Genomic DNA, 17923 nt, shown 5'->3' on the forward strand with positions numbered 1-17923 from the left:
GTTATTGCTGCTGGACCAGGACCACCGGCGTCGGCGCCACGAACACCTTGGCATGCATCTGCTCATGCCCACCGCCACGGCGCATGCCGCGCACCGGGCAGGCGTCGAGGTAGTCCAGGCCCACAGCAAGTTTCAAATGCCGCTCCGGCCGGGCCAGTTGGTTGGTCACGTCAAAGCTGTACCAGGCGTCATCCAGCCAGGCTTCGGCCCAGGCGTGGCTGGCCAGGTGGGTGCTGTCTTCCGTGTACAAATACCCCGACACATACCGCGCAGGAATGCCCAGGCTGCGCGCGCAGGCCAGGAACGCATGGGTATGGTCCTGGCACACCCCCGCCCGCCCAGCGAAGGCCTGGGCGGCGCAGGTGTCGACTTCGGTGGCACCCGGCGTGTAGACCATCGACTGGTTGAGGGCGTGCATCAGGTCGATCAACGCGGTGCGATCACGCCGCTGGTGGCAATGCTGTTGCGCAAAGGCGCGCAGGGCTTCGTCGGGCTCGGTCAGGCGAGTACAGCGCAGGAACGGAAAGGCTGACTGGCTCTCGTGTTCAGCCTCACGCAGCTCATCGATATCCACCTGGCCACGGGCGCCGATGATGATCGCGTCGTGGGGTTCGTCCAGGGTTAGCACGTGCAGGATGTTGCCGAATGGATCTATCTGCGCGCGCACCGGGCGTGGCAGGTCCAGTTGCCAACTGAGCACATGCTGGCGCTCGCTGTCGTGGGGCGTGAGGCGCAGGTACTGGATGCTGGCGCGTACCTGGTCGTCGTAGTGGTAAGTGGTTTCGTGACTGATGGAGAGTCTCATGCAGCCTCCAGGTAGGAACTGTAGATGGCGTCGCCCAACTGGCGAACCAAGGGGATAAAGTCGGTCAGCCAGGCGTGCAGGCCTTCCTCGAGGATTTCATCGATGGCGGTAAACCGCAGGCGCGCGTCCATCTCGGCGGCCAGGCGCTGGGCCGGACGGCCGTTGATGCCGGGCAGGCTGGCGAGGATCTGGTCGATCTCTTCGCTGCAGGCTCGCAGCGAGCGCGGTACATCGGCGCGCAACAGCAACAGTTCCGCGACTTGTCGGGCCCCTGGGGCGTCGCGGTAGATCTCGGTATAGGCCTCGAACGACGATAACGCGCGCAGCAAGGCACTCCACTGATAGTAGGCGTGGGCAGTGCCATCGGTGACGGCGTCGGCCTGGTCGCCGGCCATTTCATAACGCGCATCCAGCAGGCGCAGGGTGTTGTCGGCGCGCTCGATAAACGTACCCAGCCGAATAAAACGAAAGGCGTCATTGCGCATGATGGTGCCGTAGGTCGCCCCCCGAAACAGATGGGAACGCTCCTTGACCCACTCGCAAAACCGGCTCATGCCGTAGCGGCTGAGACCCTGCTGTGAGATTTCGCGAATATCCAGCCACGTGGCGTTGATGTTTTCCCACATGTCCGCGGTAATTCGCCCACGAACGGCATGGGCACTGGCCCGCGCGGCGCCGAGACAACTGTAGATACTGGCCGGGTTGGCCGCATCCAGTGCGAAAAAATGCAACAGGCGTTCGGCATGCAATTCACCGTGGCGCTCGCGATAATCATCCAGCGTGCCGGTGATCAACAGCGGCATGGCCAGTTCATGCAGGCCATCACCGCGCCCATCCTGGGGCATCAGCGACAGCGAATAACTGACATCGAGCATGCGCGCGAGGTTTTCAGCGCGTTCCAGGTAGCGCGACATCCAGTACAAATCCGAGGCAGTTCTACTCAACATGGCATCAGTCCTCGACCACCCAGGTGTCTTTGGTGCCGCCGCCCTGGGATGAATTGACCACCAGCGACCCTTCGCGCAGCGCGACACGGGTCAAACCGCCGGGTACCACCCGGGTTTCCTTGCCGGACAACACGAACGGGCGCAGGTCGATATGGCGCGGCGCAATGCCGTTTTCGACAAAGGTCGGGCAGGTGGATAAGCACAGGGTTGGCTGTGCGATATAGGCGTGGGGCTTGGCCTTGATGCGGGCGCGGAAGGCTTCGATTTCAGCGGCCGTGGACGCCGGCCCCACCAGCATGCCGTAGCCGCCGGAGCCCTGGGTTTCCTTCACCACCAGGTCCGGCAGGTTGGCCAGCACGTGTGACAATTCGTCGGGCTTACGGCATTGGAAGGTGGGAACGTTCTGCAGGATCGGTTCTTCATCCAGGTAAAAACGGATCATCTCGCTGACGAAGGGGTACACAGACTTGTCATCCGCCACCCCGGTGCCGATGGCATTGGCCAGCACCACATTGCCCGAGCGATACGCCGCCAGCAGGCCAGGCACGCCGAGCATGGAGTCCGGGTTGAACGCCAGCGGGTCGAGGAATGCGTCGTCAAGGCGACGGTAGATCACGTCCACGGCTTTGGGGCCGTCGGTGGTGCGCATGAATACGCGGTCGTCGCGCACAAACAGATCCGCGCCTTCCACCAACTCCACACCCATTTCCCGGGCTAAAAACGCATGCTCAAAGAACGCGCTGTTGAAGCGCCCCGGGGTCAGTACCACCACACTGGGGTTATCCAGGGGGCTGGCACTTTTAAGGGTATCGAGCAGCAGGTTGGGGTAATGGTCGATCGGCGCGATACGCTGAGCGGCGAACAACTCGGGGAACAGGCGCATCATCATCTTGCGGTCTTCGAGCATGTAGCTCACACCGCTGGGTGTACGCAGGTTGTCTTCCAGCACGTAGTAGGTGCCGTCGCCATCGCGTACGAGGTCGACCCCGGAGATGTGGGAATACAGATCGCGGTGCAGGTTCAGCCCCTGCATCGCCAACTGGTATTGCTCGTTAGCCAGCACCTGTTCGGCGGGAATGATCCCGGCCTTGATGATGCATTGGTCGTGATAGAGGTCGGCGAGAAACATGTTCAGCGCCTTGACCCGTTGGATGCAGCCACGTTCGACCATTCGCCATTCGCTGGCGGGAATGCTGCGAGGGATGGTGTCAAAAGGAATCAGGCGCTCGGTGCCCTGCTCGTCCCCGTAAAGCGTGAAGGTGATCCCGGCGCGGTGAAACAGCAAGTCGGCTTCGCGCCGGCGCTGGGCCAGCAGTTCAGCGGGGGTTTCGGACAACCAGCGGGCGAACTCGCGGTAGTGAGGGCGAACCTGCCCTGCCCCATCGTACATTTCGTCGTAATAAGTGCGGATCATGCCGTACTCCTTGTCACCCGGACGCAAGAACCATCGCAAGGCCCGTGCCAGCGGCATAAACACTTAAAAATCAGTGGGTTGAATATAAGCAAAGACCTGATCGCACCGTCCTGGTGCGCAGAATCCCCACTGCACTGCTGCACGCTTCATGGCAATGCAAGCTTTGGCTATCAACAGCATAGTCAGAGTTGATTTCACTGCCCACGCAAGCCTGCGGATAATCGGCCCCATCAGTTGAACAGGACACGTCCTACAGCCTTACCCATCCCGCACTCGGTACCTTGAGGCTCGTGTACTGACCGGCTCCTACGGTCTTCCCTTTCAGCCACCCTTTTCGGGTGGCTTTTTTTTTGGTGCAAGAAAGGGCAGCGCAAGTTCCGCAAACCTTCACGCAGCCCATACAAAATCGGCCGACCCTAAGGTCAGCCGATACGCTGCGTTGCTCATACAGTCGCGCTACATGGGTAACCCACGCACCTCCTGCTTGACGCCCCATCCTTCGATGATCCCTCCCAGCGGCTCGACCACCGCTTCAAAGTCTTGCTCGAAGTCTCCTATGCCGTCGTAGGTTGCAAACATGATCTTGCTCAGTTCCAAGTACCAGGCGCCATCGTCGCGCGCACTGACTTGGGCATTCAGGGACTCGCCACGAAATTCACCCGCAGCCCTGCGCGCCCGTTCCTCATCCGGGAAAATGGCGTAGAACTCAATGGGGTGGAAACGTGAAAAGTCGAAGCCGCCTTCTTTCATGCGGCGCAGAACGTTGGTGCTGATGTCTTCTTGATAGGCTGTGCTCATGAAACGTCCTCCTCAAACCGATGGATAGACTTTCCGTGCTTCCCAAAGCCCGCGCGCTGACGGCGCGGGTACCACGGCAACAACATCACCACGGGAAAACAAGCATGTAGCTGACAAGACCAGACCTTAGCGATTCATTCGCTGATCTCACTTGCAGAGTAGCGCGAAGCTATCACCTCCACCAGAGGTGCTTGAATGGCATACAGGGAATATTCAGGCGGCGGGAGAGATGTCGAGGATTTGAATACTGTTCTGATCTTTGAGGATCTTGACCGTTGGCTCGGGTTTGCGCCCCTCAAGATCATTGAGGTCCAGTTCGGCGGCCACCGGCACCAACTTGTTGCGAATCATGTGTGCCGCATCTTCGAGGCTGGGCTTCTGCTCGCAGGTGAACTGCTCCACGGACTGTACGCCGTGATCATCAACGAAGGTAATCTGCCACTTTTGCATCGGTGCCTCCTCGATAAAACCCGTGTGTGGGTTCACAACTATCTGGACCTTGAGGGCTCGGCAAACGTTCCACTCAGGTCAGGAGGCACCGGATCAACTGCGTTTATTTTTCAGCGTGTTCTTTCAAGGCTTTCAAGGTGTTGAACGGCGCCTCCACCACGAACTTGTTGGCCAACCACGACGGCACGCTGCCGCCTGGCTCGGTGTGTACCTGGTAGGTGACTTCGGTCTCATTGGCGCCTTTAGGCACCAGTTTCCAGAAGCCCTCGACCTGGGCGACACGCACGTAGCCTTTTTCTTCGGGCTTGTAGGTCGGCACGCCCTGCAACTTGCGGGTCACGCTGCCGTCGGCGTCCTTGGTGGTGGTGACATGGATGTACGAATCACGATCGGTCACCGGGAACGGCGCCTTGAACTGGGTGTAGGTCCAGGCCTCATCGCCTTTCTTGTCGACCAGCTTCTGGGATTTGCACTCATGAATCCACGAACAGGCGCCGACCACATCTTCCTGCAGGGCCTGGATCTTGGCGACAGGCGCCTTGATCACGGTCACACCGCGATACGCCTTGTATTTGGAGCCGGCGACTTCGCTCAGGGACACCTTGATACCGTCTTCATCCTTGGCGACTTGCCAATCCTCAGCCTGGGCAGTGGCAGTAAATAACAGCGTAAAACCGCACAGCACAGCCAGTCGTTTCAGCGAACCCATTGTTTTATTCCTTATTGTTGAAGTTCCAATAGTAAAGCCCATCAAGCCGCCGTCATCTGCTCCCACCAGCCGATCAACCGGATCGCATCGGCCTGGTCGGTGCCGCAGACATCGATATCCGCCTTGAAATCACTGCACACCGCCGGGCGCTCCGGTTGGCCGAACAGTTGGCACAACTGTTCGACCGACAGGTGCAGGCAGCGTTCGCCCGCCGGTTTGCCATTGGGCATTCCGGGTAAGGGCGAACTGATGGAGGGGGCGATGCAGCAGGCGCCACAGCCTTCACGGCAATTCATGACCAGCAGGTCCTCGACGACTCAATAGGGATGGCCGGGCTAGAGTACGCCCTTAAACAGCCGTTTTAAAATGGTCTAACAGGGGTTTTTCGCACAAAACAAAAGTGACCGATCAGTCTGCGACAGATGGTCGATGGACTGCGTCACTTCGTAGGAAAAAGTTTACTGCTTGAACTCGAACTCCAACGCAGCACCTTCCACTTCACGGCGCTCTTCGTTGCGCAATTGCAGCTTCATCTCATTGCTGAGCAAACGGCCGTTGATCTGGAACGCACTGTTGTCGGTGGGCTTTTCACCGAACATCGGCGGCAACAACGGCACGCTTTTGGGCTTGGGCATGGTACCCAGGGGCTGCAGATGCCTGACCATGTCCGAAGGCAGGGACAAATCCAACTGTGCCGGTGGCAACTTGGTTTGCGCCACTTCCTGGGCTGACTTGGATTTTTTCGCCGTCGACGCCCGTTTTTTCGCCGTGGTGGTTGGCTTCTTCGCGACGGGAGCTTGCTTGGCGGAGGTTGGTTTTTTTACCGGGGCATCCTGCTGGGTATCGGCAGCAGGCTTGTTTTCAGCCACGGGTGCCGCCGCCAGCACTGTGCTGACGTTACACAGGCTCAACAGGCCAACCACCAAAGCAGCGCGAACAATCGAGGTCATATTGCCTACAGCATTAACGGCAGAGGGCCATATGCTCGCTTGTTGTGCGCGGCATGACAAGCACGGTGATCAGCCAGCTATCGGCGTTGCCCCTTTTCGACACCTCAAAAGCCGGCTGCGGTTTCCTGGCATAACTGGCTGGCTAGCATCCCCAGGGTCATCAGCGCGCGCTCTGCTTCGCGGTTCCACGGTGTGCCGCAGTTAAGGCGAATACAGTGGTTGAACTGCTCGGTGTTGCTGAAGATCAACCCCGGCGCAATGCTGATGCCCTGTTGCAGGGCACGCACGTGCAGTTCCTGAGTATTGACCCGCCCAGGCAAACTGACCCACAAGATAAAGCCGCCCGTCGGACGGGTCATCTGGGTGCCTTCCGGGAAATACTGCTGCACCGCCAGTTGGAAGGCGCTGAGATTCTTGCGGTATTCCTGGCGAATGTAACGCAGGTGCCGATCGTAGCCACCGTTCTCCAGGTACGCCGCCACGCCCATCTGGGTGACGCTGCATGCCGAGTGGGTGCTGAACATTTGCAGGCGCTGGATTTCCTGCTGGTACTTGCCGGCGATCATCCAGCCGATGCGCACACCCGGCGACAAGGTCTTGGAGAAGCTTGAGCAATAGATGACCCGGTCGAGGCGGTCGTAGGCCTTAAGGGCCTTGGTGCGGCCGAGTTCGAACATCAGTTCGCCGTAAATATCGTCTTCGACAATCTGGATATCGAAATCCGACGCCAGGCGCAGCAACTGTTTCTGCCGTTCCTCGGGCATGGTGCCGCCCAGGGGGTTGCTCAGGCGGGTGGTCAGCACCAGGGCCTTGATCGACCATTGGTTGGCCGCCAGTTGCAAGGCTTCCAGGCTCATGCCGGTAGACGGATCGCTTGGGATCTCGATGACCTTGAGGCCCAGCAGGTCGGCCAGTTGCAGCAAGCCGTAATAGGTCGGTGATTCAGCCGCGATCAAGTCGCCGGGGCGTGTCAGCACCCGCAGGGACATCTGCAATGCATCAACACAGCCATGGGTGATCACCACTTCGGAAGGGTCCACCACCACGCCGGCGTCACGCATGCGAATCGCCACCTGACGGCGCAGCGGCTCGAAACCGGGGCTGAACATGTAGCTGAAAGCGCGTGGGCTCTGGAAGCGCGTGACCTTGGCCAATTGCTGGTGCAGCGCCCGTACCGGCAAATAATCGACGCTCGGCACGGCGGCGCCCAACGGGAATACGCCTTCGCGGCGCGACTCGCCCAATACCTGCTGGATAATGCTGCTGCGGGTGACCAACCCCGGGCGCTCGACCCGCGCGATGTCCGGCGTCGGCGCCGTCAGCGCTGGCGTCTGGTGCACGTAGTAACCGGACTGCGGCCGCGCCCGGATCAGCCCCTGGTCTTCCAGGTTGGCATAAGCCTGCAATACCGTGGCGTGGCTGACATTGAGCTGGGAGCTCATCTTGCGCACCGAAGGCACGCGCTCACCCGGTTGATAGACACCGCGACGGATATCCTCAGCCAGTTGCTGGGCGATACGTTGGTAAAGCAACAGATTGGTCATGACGCAGCACTCGATTTCACGGGTATTTTATTTTTGTGTGAAACATACCGGCACAGTTTAGAAGTGTACGGGGACAGTTGCCACAATAGTCGAGCGCGGCTGGCAGTGATAGCAAAAACTGTAAGGGTGGCGGATAGAATTTTCAGGGGTGTGCAGAAAAATGTGGGAGGGGGCTTGCCCCCGATGACGGAGTGTCAGTCACCCAAAATATTGACTGAACCACCGCTATCGGGGACAAGCCCCCTCCCACACTTTTGATCTGTGCTAGGCGTTAGCGCGCGGCTCCCAGTTGGCCTTTTTCGTCGGAGAACACTATTTCCACGCGACGATTCTGCGCGCGGCCACGTTCGGAGGCGTTGGCTTCCACCGGGTACTGGTCGCCGTAGCCCTCAACCTGGATGCGTTTTTCGTCGATCCCCAGATCCACCAGCACATCGGCCACCGATTGCGCACGATCACGGGACAGTTTGAGGTTTTCCTGCTGACCGCCCGTATTGTCGGCGTACCCCTCGATGCGCACTACACGCTTGGGGTTCAGTTGCAGGAACTGCACGATTTTCAACACGGTGCGGTTGGCCGAGTTTTTCAACTCCGCTTCACCGGTATCGAACAGCACGTCGCCCAGGGTCATCACCAGGCCACGATCAGTCTGGGTGGTGGTCAGGCTGGCGATCTGTTCTTCGAGCCATTTACCCTGCTGCTGCACGCTGATCAGCTTGCTTTCACGCAGGGCCAATTGCAGGCGCTGGCGTTCCAGTTCGAGCTTGGCAGCACGTTCTTCGTTGAGTGCCTGCTCGGTGTGTTCGCGGGCAATGGCGCTGTAGCGCTGGCTCAGGTAGGCGTAATGCACCACGTCGGCACCGCTGCCCCAGTAGCTGGACAAGCGGTCGGCCCGTGCCAGGGATTCACCGGCGCGGATGACGTCCTTGGGTGCGATACGCAGCACGTTGGCGTCTTCCTTGACCTTTTGGAAGTCGCTGCCCGCCTGTTGTAAGGCCTGTTCGCCATTGGGGTGGCTGGCACAACCGCCGAGTGCCGCACTGCCCAACAGCACAGCACACCCCAGACCACGGATCATCGGGTTCATTGGGCTTCTCCCAGCTGCAATTGCTTGCGCAGGCGCGTGATGCGGGTGTTGAGCACGTTCAGTTGTTCCTGGCTCTTGCGGGTCAGTACTTGGGCTTCGGCCAGGCGCGCATCCAGCTCGGCCTGTTCGGCCTGCATGCGCGCGTCCTTGTAGGATTGCTCGGCCATGTCGGCCTTGGCCCGGGCGAATTTGTCCTCGGCCAGTTTAAGTTCGGGTGATTCATCGGCGCTGGCGCCCACGGCGTTGGCTTGTACCAGGGCTTGCTGGGTAAGACGAATTTGTTCATTCGGCGCAGGATCGGCTGCACATCCCGCCAGAGCGACAACGGCGAGGGCCGCGAAAAAAGGTCGAAGAGTCACTGAAAATCCCTACTTTGTTGGGGTGCCGACGGGTTGTTGCAATTGCGCTTTCCAACGCTCCAGATTGCGCTGCAACGCGGCTTCCGTCACACCAGACCCGCGCAATTCTGTCATCTTTTTGGCCAGCTGTCCGCGCAGCCAGGGATCATTGCAGGCCGAGTTATGGGAAATCGCCAGGTACAGGCCGGGCTGATCGACGGGCACATCGCGGGCTACCAGGTCATTGCTCATGCCCAGGGTCTGGGCCATGGCCATGCCGGAGTAACGCCCGGCCAGCACGTAGTCCACTTCCCCCAGCAGCAGTTTCTGAAAGGCCGGGGTCAACGTGGGCAGGCGTTGCAGGGTCAGTTGCTGGGCGGCGAAGGTTTCAAAGTCGCGGCTCAAGCGCGCACGTTCCGACACCGCGCCCTTGTGACCATGCAGGTCGGCCGCCGTGGTGTAGGCCAGTGCCGAATCCTTGCGGGTCCAGACCAGATAATCGAGCTGCACCAGCTCCGGGTGGATGTAGTCGAGGGTTTCCAGCTCGCCAAGGTTCAGCGGTGCATCGGCGAGGATGTCCATGCGCCCGCTGCGCACTTCGTCCAGGGCCTGGGAGCGCTTGCCACCGTAGAGCAGGTCGATTTTCAACCCAAGATCCTTGGCTACCTGTTGCAATACGTCGGCGGTGGCGCCGATCAGGTGCGTCGGGTCTTGGGGATCGCGCCACAGCAGCGGCGGTGCGTCCGGGCTGCCGGTGATCACCAGGCGATCACATTTGCCGGCGGCCAGGGTCAGGCTCGGCAGCAGCGTAAGTCCCAGCAGTACGGCCCAGGGGCGCAGTTCCATGGCGGTTTCTCCGGTGTTCAAAAAAGCCAGGCAAAAAAAAGCCCGGTCACAGGACCGGGCTCTTTATAAGTGAAGCGGCTGGATTAGACCAGCTTCTCCAACTCAGGTACGGCTTCGAACAAGTCCGCCACCAGGCCGTAATCGGCCACCTGGAAGATCGGTGCTTCTTCGTCCTTGTTGATCGCGACGATCACTTTGGAGTCTTTCATACCGGCCAAGTGCTGGATCGCGCCGGAGATACCGACGGCGATGTACAGCTGTGGCGCAACGATCTTGCCGGTCTGGCCGACCTGCATGTCGTTGGGTACGAAGCCTGCGTCGACGGCCGCGCGGGAGGCGCCGACCGCAGCGCCGAGCTTGTCGGCCAGGGCGTACAGGTGCTTGAAGTTGTCACCGTTCTGCATGCCACGGCCGCCGGAAACGACGATCTTGGCAGCAGTCAGCTCAGGACGGTCCGACTTGGCCAGCTCTTCGCCGACAAAGCTGGACGTGCCAGCGTCGTGGGCCGCAGCAACGGCTTCAACGGCAGCCGAACCACCTTCAGCGGCAACCGGATCGAAACCGGTGGCACGCACGGTGATGACTTTGACGGCAGCAGTCGATTGCACGGTAGCGATGGCGTTACCGGCGTAAATCGGACGCTTGAAGGTGTCGGCGCTTTCTACCGAAACGATTTCGGAGATCTGGTCAACGTCCAGCTGTGCGGCAACGCGCGGCAGGATGTTTTTGCCGTTGGAGGTGGCGGCAGCCAGGATGTGGCTGTAGCCAGCGCCGAGCTCTGCTACCAGAGGGGCGACGTTTTCCGGCAGTTGGTGAGCGTAAGCGGCGTTGTCGGCCAGCAGTACTTTGCTCACGCCAGCGACTTTGGCTGCGGCTTCAGCCACGGCGCCAGCGCCTTGACCGGCGACCAGTACGTGGATGTCGCCACCGATTTTAGCGGCAGCAGCAACAGTGTTCAGGGTGGCCGGGGCCAGCACCTTGTTGTCGTGTTCAGCGATTACCAAGATAGTCATTTTTAGATTACCTTCGCTTCGTTTTTCAGTTTCTCGACCAGTTCAGCCACGGACTTGACCTTGATGCCTGCGCTGCGTGCAGCCGGCGCTTCGACTTTGACGGTCTTGTTGGTGGAGGCGGTGGAAACGCCCAAAGCATCCGGAGTCAGCACTTCGAGAGGCTTCTTCTTGGCTTTCATGATGTTTGGCAGGGACGCGTAGCGCGGCTCGTTCAAACGCAGGTCGGTGGTGACGATGGCCGGCAGTTTCAGGGAAACCGTCTGCGCGCCGCCGTCGATTTCACGGGTCACGGCAACGTTGTCGCCGCTCACTTCGACTTTCGAAGCGAAGGTGCCCTGGCCGTAACCGGTCAGTGCAGCCAGCATCTGGCCAGTCTGGTTGTTGTCGCTGTCAATCGCCTGTTTGCCGAGGATCACCAGCTGAGGCTGTTCCTTGTCGACAACGGCTTTGAGCAACTTGGCCACGGCCAGGGAGGTCAGCTCTTCAGCGGACTCGACCAGGATAGCGCGGTCGGCACCCAGTGCCAGGGCGGTACGCAGCTGCTCTTGAGCAGTGGTCGGGCCGATGGAAACCACAACGATTTCAGTCGCCACGCCTTTCTCTTTCAGGCGTACGGCTTCTTCCACGGCGATTTCACAGAAAGGGTTCATCGACATCTTGACGTTAGCAAGGTCGACGCCGGAATTGTCCGCCTTGACGCGAACTTTCACGTTGTAATCGACAACGCGTTTGACAGCTACAAGAACCTTCATGGATTCCTCGTTACTCTCCGGTGAAAAGAAAGTCGCCTAGGCGAACCTGGCGGTTGATGCTCATCGGCACACAAGGGCACCTCCAAAAACGGCGGCGAATGACCTTGCTCACGGGAAATGATGACCGTTCGTCAGTGGTGACTGGGAGGTCATTCTTTATCGCGGCGTGTAAACTGCGCGCTATCAATTAAACGCGCGTCACCTGTTTTGCCTTTGCCGTGCTTTTGGACGTGCTCTTGAAACCTACAGTCTGCCTACGGTCTGTGCAAAACCGACCGTATATTGACCGGAACGCCTATTCTGGTCAATACGGCAAAATGGCCAGTCATAAGCCGCGTTGCTTTGATTTACCTAGCCTGCGGGCAATTCAAACAAACGTTTGTATTGGACGCTGACAGTGGTCTATATATAATGCGCCACCTAGAGAGACAGGTGGGTCATCCCCTGCCGTTGCGCACGGCGATGACGGACACGACACCGAACCTCCACCCATTAGAAAAAAAAGCCTGTTGAGCCTTGAGTAGGAGATAGCCTGTGGAACGCGAATACATGGAATTCGACGTGGTCATCGTCGGCGCTGGCCCGGCGGGCCTGTCTGCCGCCTGCCGACTGAAGCAGAAGGCCGCCGAAGCCGGTAAGGAAATCAGCGTCTGCGTGGTCGAGAAAGGCTCCGAAGTGGGCGCACACATCCTTTCCGGTGCCGTGTTTGAACCACGTGCCCTGAACGAACTGTTCCCGGACTGGAAGGAACTCGGCGCCCCGCTCAACACCCCCGTGGTGCGCGATGACATCTATGTGCTGCGCAGCAGCGAGACCTCCACCAAGGTGCCTGACTTCTTTGTGCCCAAGACCATGCACAACGAAGGCAACTACATCATCTCCCTCGGTAACCTGTGCCGCTGGCTGGCCCAGCAGGCCGAAAACCTGGGCGTGGAAGTCTACCCAGGCTTCGCCGCCCAGGAAGCGCTGTTCGATGAAAACGGCGTAGTGCGCGGGATCATCACCGGCGACCTCGGCGTTGACCGTGAAGGCCAGCCAAAAGAAGGCGTCTACACCCCGGGCATGGAACTGCGTGGCAAGTACACGCTGTTCGCCGAAGGCTGCCGTGGGCATATCGGCAAGCAGTTGATCCAGCGTTTCAACCTGGACAGCGACGCCGACGCCCAGCACTACGGCATCGGCCTCAAGGAAATCTGGGAAATCGACCCGGCCAAGCATCAGCCAGGCCTGGTGGTACACACCGCCGGTTGGCCGCTGGACATCATGAGCAACGAGAACACCGGTGGCTCGTTCCTCTATCACCTGGAAAACAACCAGGTGGTCGTCGGCCTGATCGTCGACCTGTCCTACAGCAACACCTTCCTGTCGCCGTTCGACGAGTTCCAGCGCCTCAAGCACCACCCGGTGCTGGCCCAGTACCTGGAAGGCGGCAAGCGCATCAGCTACGGCGCACGCGCCCTGGCCAAGGGCGGCATCAACTCGTTGCCGAAGATGGTCTTCAAGGGCGGCGCGCTCATCGGCTGCGACCTGGGCACCATGAACGTGGCCAAGATCAAGGGCAGCCACACCGCGATGAAGTCCGGCATGCTCGCTGCCGATGCCGTGGCCGAGCGCCTGTTTGCCGACTCCGAAGGCGGCGATGAGCTGACCAACTACGTCGACAGCTTCAAAGCCAGCTGGCTCTACGAAGAACTGTTCGCCAGCCGCAACTTCGGCCCGGCCATGCACAAGTTCGGCCCGATCATCGGCGCCGGCTTCAACTGGTTCGACCAGAATATCCTCGGCGGCAAGATGCCGTTCACCCTGCACGATACCAAGCCGGACTACGCCTGCCTGAAGCTGGCCAAAGACAGCCAGAAAATCGACTACCCGAAACCCGACGGCAAGTTGAGCTTCGACAAGTTGAGCTCGGTGTTCATCTCCGGTACCAACCACGAAGAAGAGCAGCCGTGCCACTTGAAGTTGAAAGACCCAAGCATCCCGATCGGCACCAACCTGCCGCTCTACGATGAACCGGCGCAGCGCTACTGCCCGGCCGGCGTGTATGAAGTGATCACCAAGGAAGACGGCGAGAAGCGCTTCCAGATCAACGCCCAGAACTGCGTGCACTGCAAGACCTGTGACATCAAGGACCCTTCGCAGAACATCACGTGGGTCACACCGGAAGGTGCGGGCGGGCCGACTTACCCGAATATGTAACGCAAACGAGGCTCCCAAATGGGAGCCTTTTTTATGGCCCACATTTGGATTGTGCTTTTGCCTGAAATGACTATGCAGCCCGCTCTTCGCCAGGGTTGCGCTCGAAGTAGCGCTTGTACTCGCGACTGAACTGCGACGTACTCTGGTACCCCACGCTGTGCGCCGCCTGCGCGACGCCCATGCCTTCCACCAGCAGCAACTGCTGAGCCTTGAGCAAGCGCAAACGCTTCAAGTACTGCACCGGCGACAACAATGTGCAGCGTTTGAAATGCTCGTGAAACGTCGACGCACTCATATGCGCATACCCCGCCAACGTCTCGATATTCAGCGGCTCGGCGTAATGGGCATGCAGGTGGTTCAACGACGTGGCGATTCGCGAGAACTGCCCTTGCTGTTCCACCAACGCACGCAGCACATCGGCCTGGGGGCCGCGCAAGGCGGTGAACAACAATTCGCGCACCCGCGCCGGGCCCATGATCCGGCTTTCCAGTGGATCGTGCAGGCACTGCAGCAGCCGCTCGACGCAGCCGCGCATGGTGTCATCCAGGACCACCGAACTCATTGACTCCAGGGTTTGCGCGGTCGGCGGCGGCCCGGCCTGCATGCCCATGGCGATCACCAATTCACCCAGCACCACGCGGTCAATGCCCACAGTCACCCCCAGCAGCGGCGCACCGGGCGCCATGGCGAATGTCTCGCACTCGAACGGCACCGGCATCGCCTGGATCAGGTAGTGCCCGGCGCCATACTCCAGCGTACGCGGGCCCAGGTAGGCGACCTTGCTGCCTTGGGCCACGAACATCAGGCTCGGCTCGTAGATCTGCGGGCCGCGCGCTACGTCGCAACTGGCACGCAGTACTTGCACGCCCGGCAGGTGGGTCGGGGAGAAACCGTCGCGGGACGTCAGCCCCTCGATCAGGGAAACCAGCGTGGCGTTGGCATCAAGATGGCGGGTCAACAACATGGCAAAAAACTTCGCGAAAAAGGGATGAGAGCATCATCGCAGGTCTGGCGACCAATGAATCCAAACAAGGGGCACTGCCGGACGAATAGGCATGAGACTCGGAGCAATCACCATGGCCGTTTCAGGGGGTGGTGGGGAGAATGGCCCGCCTCATCTGTCAGTGCTTTTGCGAGGTTTTTTTCCATGTATACCGCCATCGGTTATGCCGCCCAGTCGGCCACCACTCCCCTCGCCCCCATGTCGTTTGAACGCCGCAGCCCGCGCGCCGATGACGTGGCCATCGAGATTCTCTACTGCGGCGTGTGCCACTCCGACATCCACCAGGCCCGTAACGAATGGGGCATCGCTGTGTACCCGCTGATGCCGGGCCACGAGATCGTCGGCAAGGTCACTGCCGTCGGTGCCAGCGTGACCGCGCATAAAGTCGGCGACCTCGTCGGCGTCGGCTGCATGGTCGATTCGTGCCGCCATTGCGAAGCGTGCAAATCGGATCTGGAGCAATATTGCCTCGAAGGCCCGACCATGACCTACGCCACACCGGACCGCGTCGATGGCAGCAACACCATGGGCGGCTACTCCGACAGTATCGTGGTCAGCGAGCACTTTGTGGTGAAGATCCCGGCCAAGCTCGACCTGGCCAGCGCTGCGCCGATCCTGTGCGCGGGCATCACCACCTATTCGCCGCTCAAGCACTACGGCGTCAAGGCTGGCGACAAAGTCGGGATTCTCGGCATGGGTGGCCTGGGCCATATGGGCATCAAGTTCGCCAAGGCCATGGGCGCGGAAGTGACACTGTTCACCCGCTCGGCGAGCAAGGCTGAAGAAGGCCGCCGCCAGGGTGCCGACCATGTGATCGTGTCCACCGATGCCGAACAGATGAAAGCCGCCGCCGGCAGCTTCGACTTCCTGCTCGACACCATCCCGGTGCAGCACGACCTGAACCCCTACCTCGACGTGCTGCGCTTTGATGGCGTGCACATCCTGGTTGGCCTGATCGAGCCCGTGGACCCACCGGTCAACGCCGCCAAGCTGGTATTGGGGCGTAAAGTGCTCGCCGGCTCCTTGATCGGAGGTATTGCCGAAACCCAGGAAGTCCTGGATTTCTGTGCCGAACATGGCATCACCTGCGACATCGAAATGCTCGACATCCGCCAGATCAACGAGGCCTACACCCGCATGATCGCCGGTGATGTGAAGTACCGCTTTGTCATCGACATGGCAACCTTGAAGGTCTGATCAGACTTTCGCGCCCAACTCCGCTGACAGCCGCGCTGCGACCTGTTTGATCACTGGGATCAGCTCGGCCATTTTCTCCAGCGGCATGTAGGGCACGGTACTGGCGATGCTGATGCCGGCGACGATTCGTCGGCTGGCATCGCGCACCGGTGCCGCTACGCAACGGATCGATGGTTCGTTGTCTTCCAGGTCGAACGCATAACCCCCCACCACATACTCACGCATGCGCTGCTCGAACTGCGCCCAGGACTGTTCTGGATGCTGCGGCCATTGCAGGTTTTTCCCACCCGCCGGCAGGCTGGTCTCGTACAAGCGCTGCCACTCTTGCACCGAGTCATCCAGCAGCATCGCCTTGCCCACGCCCGTGCGTGCCAACGGCATGCGATGGCCGACCCGCGAACGCATTTCCGGGCCGTTGCGGCCAGGGTTCTTGTGCAGGTAAAGCACGTCGTCGTATTCGCGAATGGCCAGGTGAATGGTGTCGCCGGTCAATGCCGACAACTCATCCAGGTACGGCACCGCCAGGGTCACCAACGGCAGCTCTTCGCGCGCCTGAAACCCCAGCTCGATCAACTTCGGCCCCAACAGGTAACCGACTTGCGGTACCACGCGCAGGTAACGCTCCTCCACCAGACAACTGGCCAGGCGGTGCGTGGTGCTGCGGGTGGTGCCGATGCGCTTGGCGATCTCTTTCAGATCCCGCGCACCGGCCGCCACCGCCTGCACGACGCCCAGGCCACGCAGCAGGGTCTGGGTGCCGGTGGGGGCTGCGTCTTTGACGGGGGTGTGGGCGTTTTCCTGCATATCGGGCCTATAGGTATGAAAGCGGGGGCATTATGGCAAATACCGTCCCTCAATACAGTGGAGATCCAAAGGTGGGTGGTGTTCGGTTTAGCGCTGCTTCATACGGTCGATGATGACTGCCAGCAACAGGATCGAACCGCGAATCACGTACTGGTAGAAGGTGTCGATGTTCTTCAGGTTCATCGCGTTCTCGATGATCGCCAGGATCAGCACACCTGCAATCACGTGGCGGATCATACCGATGCCGCCGCTCAGCGACACCCCGCCCAGCACGCAGGCAGAAATCACCGTCAGCTCGAACCCCTGGCCGATCATCGGCTGGCCCGAGGTCATGCGCGAGGCGAGGATCACACCGGCCAAGGCACCGATCAAACCGTGCACGGCAAAGATGATGATCTTGGTGCGATCAACGTTCACCCCGGCGAGCAACGCGGCTTCCTGGTTTCCCCCGATCGCCATGGTGTTGCGCCCATAAGTGGTGTAGTTGAGCAGCCAGCCGAAGAACACAAAGCACAGCACGGTGATGATGATCGGCACCGGCACGCCCAACAGTTGGCCGTTGCCGAACACAAAGAAATCCTCGTTCATCACCCCCACCGCTTTGCCGTTGGAGAAGATGTAGGCCAGGCCGCGTACGATCTGCATGGTCGCCAACGTCGCGATCAACGCATTGATACGCAGTTTGGCGATGACAATGCCGTTGATCAGCCCGACGACCAGGCCCATGGCCAATGCGGCCGAGACACCCAGCACCACACTGTCGGTGTCGCGAATCACGATCCCCGCCACCACACCGGCGCAGGCGATGACCGAGCCCACCGACAAGTCGAAGTGCCCCGACGCCAGGCAGAACAGCATGGTGCAGGCGGCGATGCCCACGGTGGAAATCGCCAGGCCCAGGCCGCGCATGTTCAACGGCGAGAGGAAGTTGTCGATAAACAGTGCGCTGAGCACAAAGATGCCCAATGCCGCCAACAGCATCACCCAGTCATCGAGAAACTTGCGCTGGTTGAAACCCGGCCAGAAGCCCTTTGCAGTTTTTACCTGAGACATGCCTACACCCTCTT

At 60.2% G+C, this 17923-nt stretch carries 19 protein-coding genes; 2 read left to right on the top strand and 17 right to left on the bottom strand.

What is annotated here, in order from left to right:
* Window position 1: 1 nt before the first annotated feature.
* The 14 genes from HCF10_RS17740 to HCF10_RS17805 form a co-directional block, all read right to left on the bottom strand.
* Window positions 2-805, bottom strand: a complete 804-nt coding sequence (locus tag HCF10_RS17740; protein ID WP_131699723.1) for a transglutaminase family protein — start codon at window positions 803-805, stop codon at window positions 2-4.
* On the bottom strand, window positions 802-1752 hold the full coding sequence (locus HCF10_RS17745; RefSeq protein WP_053139428.1) for an alpha-E domain-containing protein: 951 nt from the start codon (window positions 1750-1752) through the stop codon (window positions 802-804). Before HCF10_RS17745 ends, HCF10_RS17740 begins: the two co-directional genes overlap by 4 nt.
* Window positions 1753-1756: 4 nt before the next feature.
* Window positions 1757-3166, bottom strand: a complete 1410-nt coding sequence (locus HCF10_RS17750; RefSeq protein WP_167656073.1) for a circularly permuted type 2 ATP-grasp protein — start codon at window positions 3164-3166, stop codon at window positions 1757-1759.
* A gap of 456 nt (window positions 3167-3622) precedes the next feature.
* On the bottom strand, window positions 3623-3964 hold the full coding sequence (locus HCF10_RS17755; protein ID WP_015885395.1) for a ribonuclease E inhibitor RraB: 342 nt from the start codon (window positions 3962-3964) through the stop codon (window positions 3623-3625).
* A 213-nt stretch (window positions 3965-4177) separates the two neighbouring features.
* The gene (locus HCF10_RS17760) at window positions 4178-4414 is read right to left on the bottom strand and encodes a hypothetical protein (RefSeq protein ID WP_048731221.1); all 237 of its coding nucleotides are present in this window, start codon (window positions 4412-4414) and stop codon (window positions 4178-4180) included.
* A 103-nt stretch (window positions 4415-4517) separates the two neighbouring features.
* Window positions 4518-5123 carry an START domain-containing protein gene (locus HCF10_RS17765; RefSeq protein WP_131699725.1) on the bottom strand — a complete coding sequence of 202 codons (606 nt, stop codon included), beginning with the start codon at window positions 5121-5123 and terminating at the stop codon, window positions 4518-4520.
* A gap of 41 nt (window positions 5124-5164) precedes the next feature.
* Window positions 5165-5419: a YkgJ family cysteine cluster protein gene (locus tag HCF10_RS17770; RefSeq protein ID WP_017527406.1), complete on the bottom strand. Its 255-nt coding sequence runs from the start codon at window positions 5417-5419 to the stop codon at window positions 5165-5167.
* Between the two features lie 162 nt (window positions 5420-5581).
* A complete protein-coding gene (locus tag HCF10_RS17775) occupies window positions 5582-6073 on the bottom strand; it encodes a translation initiation factor 2 (protein WP_131699726.1) in 492 nt (163 codons plus the stop codon).
* A 104-nt stretch (window positions 6074-6177) separates the two neighbouring features.
* A complete protein-coding gene (locus tag HCF10_RS17780) occupies window positions 6178-7617 on the bottom strand; it encodes an aminotransferase-like domain-containing protein (protein WP_017527404.1) in 1440 nt (479 codons plus the stop codon).
* Between the two features lie 271 nt (window positions 7618-7888).
* Window positions 7889-8704: an OmpA family protein gene (locus HCF10_RS17785; protein WP_131699727.1), complete on the bottom strand. Its 816-nt coding sequence runs from the start codon at window positions 8702-8704 to the stop codon at window positions 7889-7891.
* Window positions 8701-9063, bottom strand: a complete 363-nt coding sequence (locus HCF10_RS17790; RefSeq protein WP_131699728.1) for a DUF4398 domain-containing protein — start codon at window positions 9061-9063, stop codon at window positions 8701-8703. Before HCF10_RS17790 ends, HCF10_RS17785 begins: the two co-directional genes overlap by 4 nt.
* Before the next feature lie 9 nt (window positions 9064-9072).
* On the bottom strand, window positions 9073-9888 hold the full coding sequence (locus HCF10_RS17795; protein ID WP_131699729.1) for a substrate-binding periplasmic protein: 816 nt from the start codon (window positions 9886-9888) through the stop codon (window positions 9073-9075).
* A gap of 83 nt (window positions 9889-9971) precedes the next feature.
* Window positions 9972-10901 carry an electron transfer flavoprotein subunit alpha/FixB family protein gene (locus tag HCF10_RS17800; protein ID WP_167656074.1) on the bottom strand — a complete coding sequence of 310 codons (930 nt, stop codon included), beginning with the start codon at window positions 10899-10901 and terminating at the stop codon, window positions 9972-9974.
* A gap of 2 nt (window positions 10902-10903) precedes the next feature.
* Window positions 10904-11653 (bottom strand): electron transfer flavoprotein subunit beta/FixA family protein, encoded by a 750-nt coding sequence (locus tag HCF10_RS17805; protein ID WP_065924817.1) that lies wholly within the window; start codon window positions 11651-11653, stop codon window positions 10904-10906.
* 534 nt (window positions 11654-12187) lie between these two features.
* Here HCF10_RS17805 and HCF10_RS17810 point away from each other — a divergent pair.
* Window positions 12188-13852 (top strand): electron transfer flavoprotein-ubiquinone oxidoreductase, encoded by a 1665-nt coding sequence (locus HCF10_RS17810; RefSeq protein WP_131699731.1) that lies wholly within the window; start codon window positions 12188-12190, stop codon window positions 13850-13852.
* Between the two features lie 70 nt (window positions 13853-13922).
* Here the strand turns inward: HCF10_RS17810 and HCF10_RS17815 are convergent, their stop codons facing one another.
* Complete coding sequence (locus HCF10_RS17815; protein WP_131699732.1) at window positions 13923-14816, bottom strand: AraC family transcriptional regulator; 894 nt, start codon at window positions 14814-14816, stop codon at window positions 13923-13925.
* 183 nt (window positions 14817-14999) lie between these two features.
* On the opposite strand from HCF10_RS17815, the gene HCF10_RS17820 reads away from it, so the two are divergent.
* Window positions 15000-16052: an NAD(P)-dependent alcohol dehydrogenase gene (locus HCF10_RS17820; protein ID WP_131699733.1), complete on the top strand. Its 1053-nt coding sequence runs from the start codon at window positions 15000-15002 to the stop codon at window positions 16050-16052.
* On the opposite strand, the gene HCF10_RS17825 is transcribed toward HCF10_RS17820, so the two are convergent.
* The gene (locus HCF10_RS17825; RefSeq protein WP_145337045.1) at window positions 16053-16856 is read right to left on the bottom strand and encodes an IclR family transcriptional regulator; all 804 of its coding nucleotides are present in this window, start codon (window positions 16854-16856) and stop codon (window positions 16053-16055) included.
* Window positions 16857-16943: 87 nt separating this feature from the next.
* Entirely contained in the window at window positions 16944-17909 is a 966-nt protein-coding gene (araH, locus tag HCF10_RS17830; protein ID WP_090400399.1) for an L-arabinose ABC transporter permease AraH, read from the bottom strand.
* Window positions 17910-17923 lie beyond the last annotated feature (14 nt).

The sequence above is a fragment of the Pseudomonas sp. B14(2022) genome (genome assembly GCF_012030485.1).
Taxonomy (GTDB): domain Bacteria; phylum Pseudomonadota; class Gammaproteobacteria; order Pseudomonadales; family Pseudomonadaceae; genus Aquipseudomonas.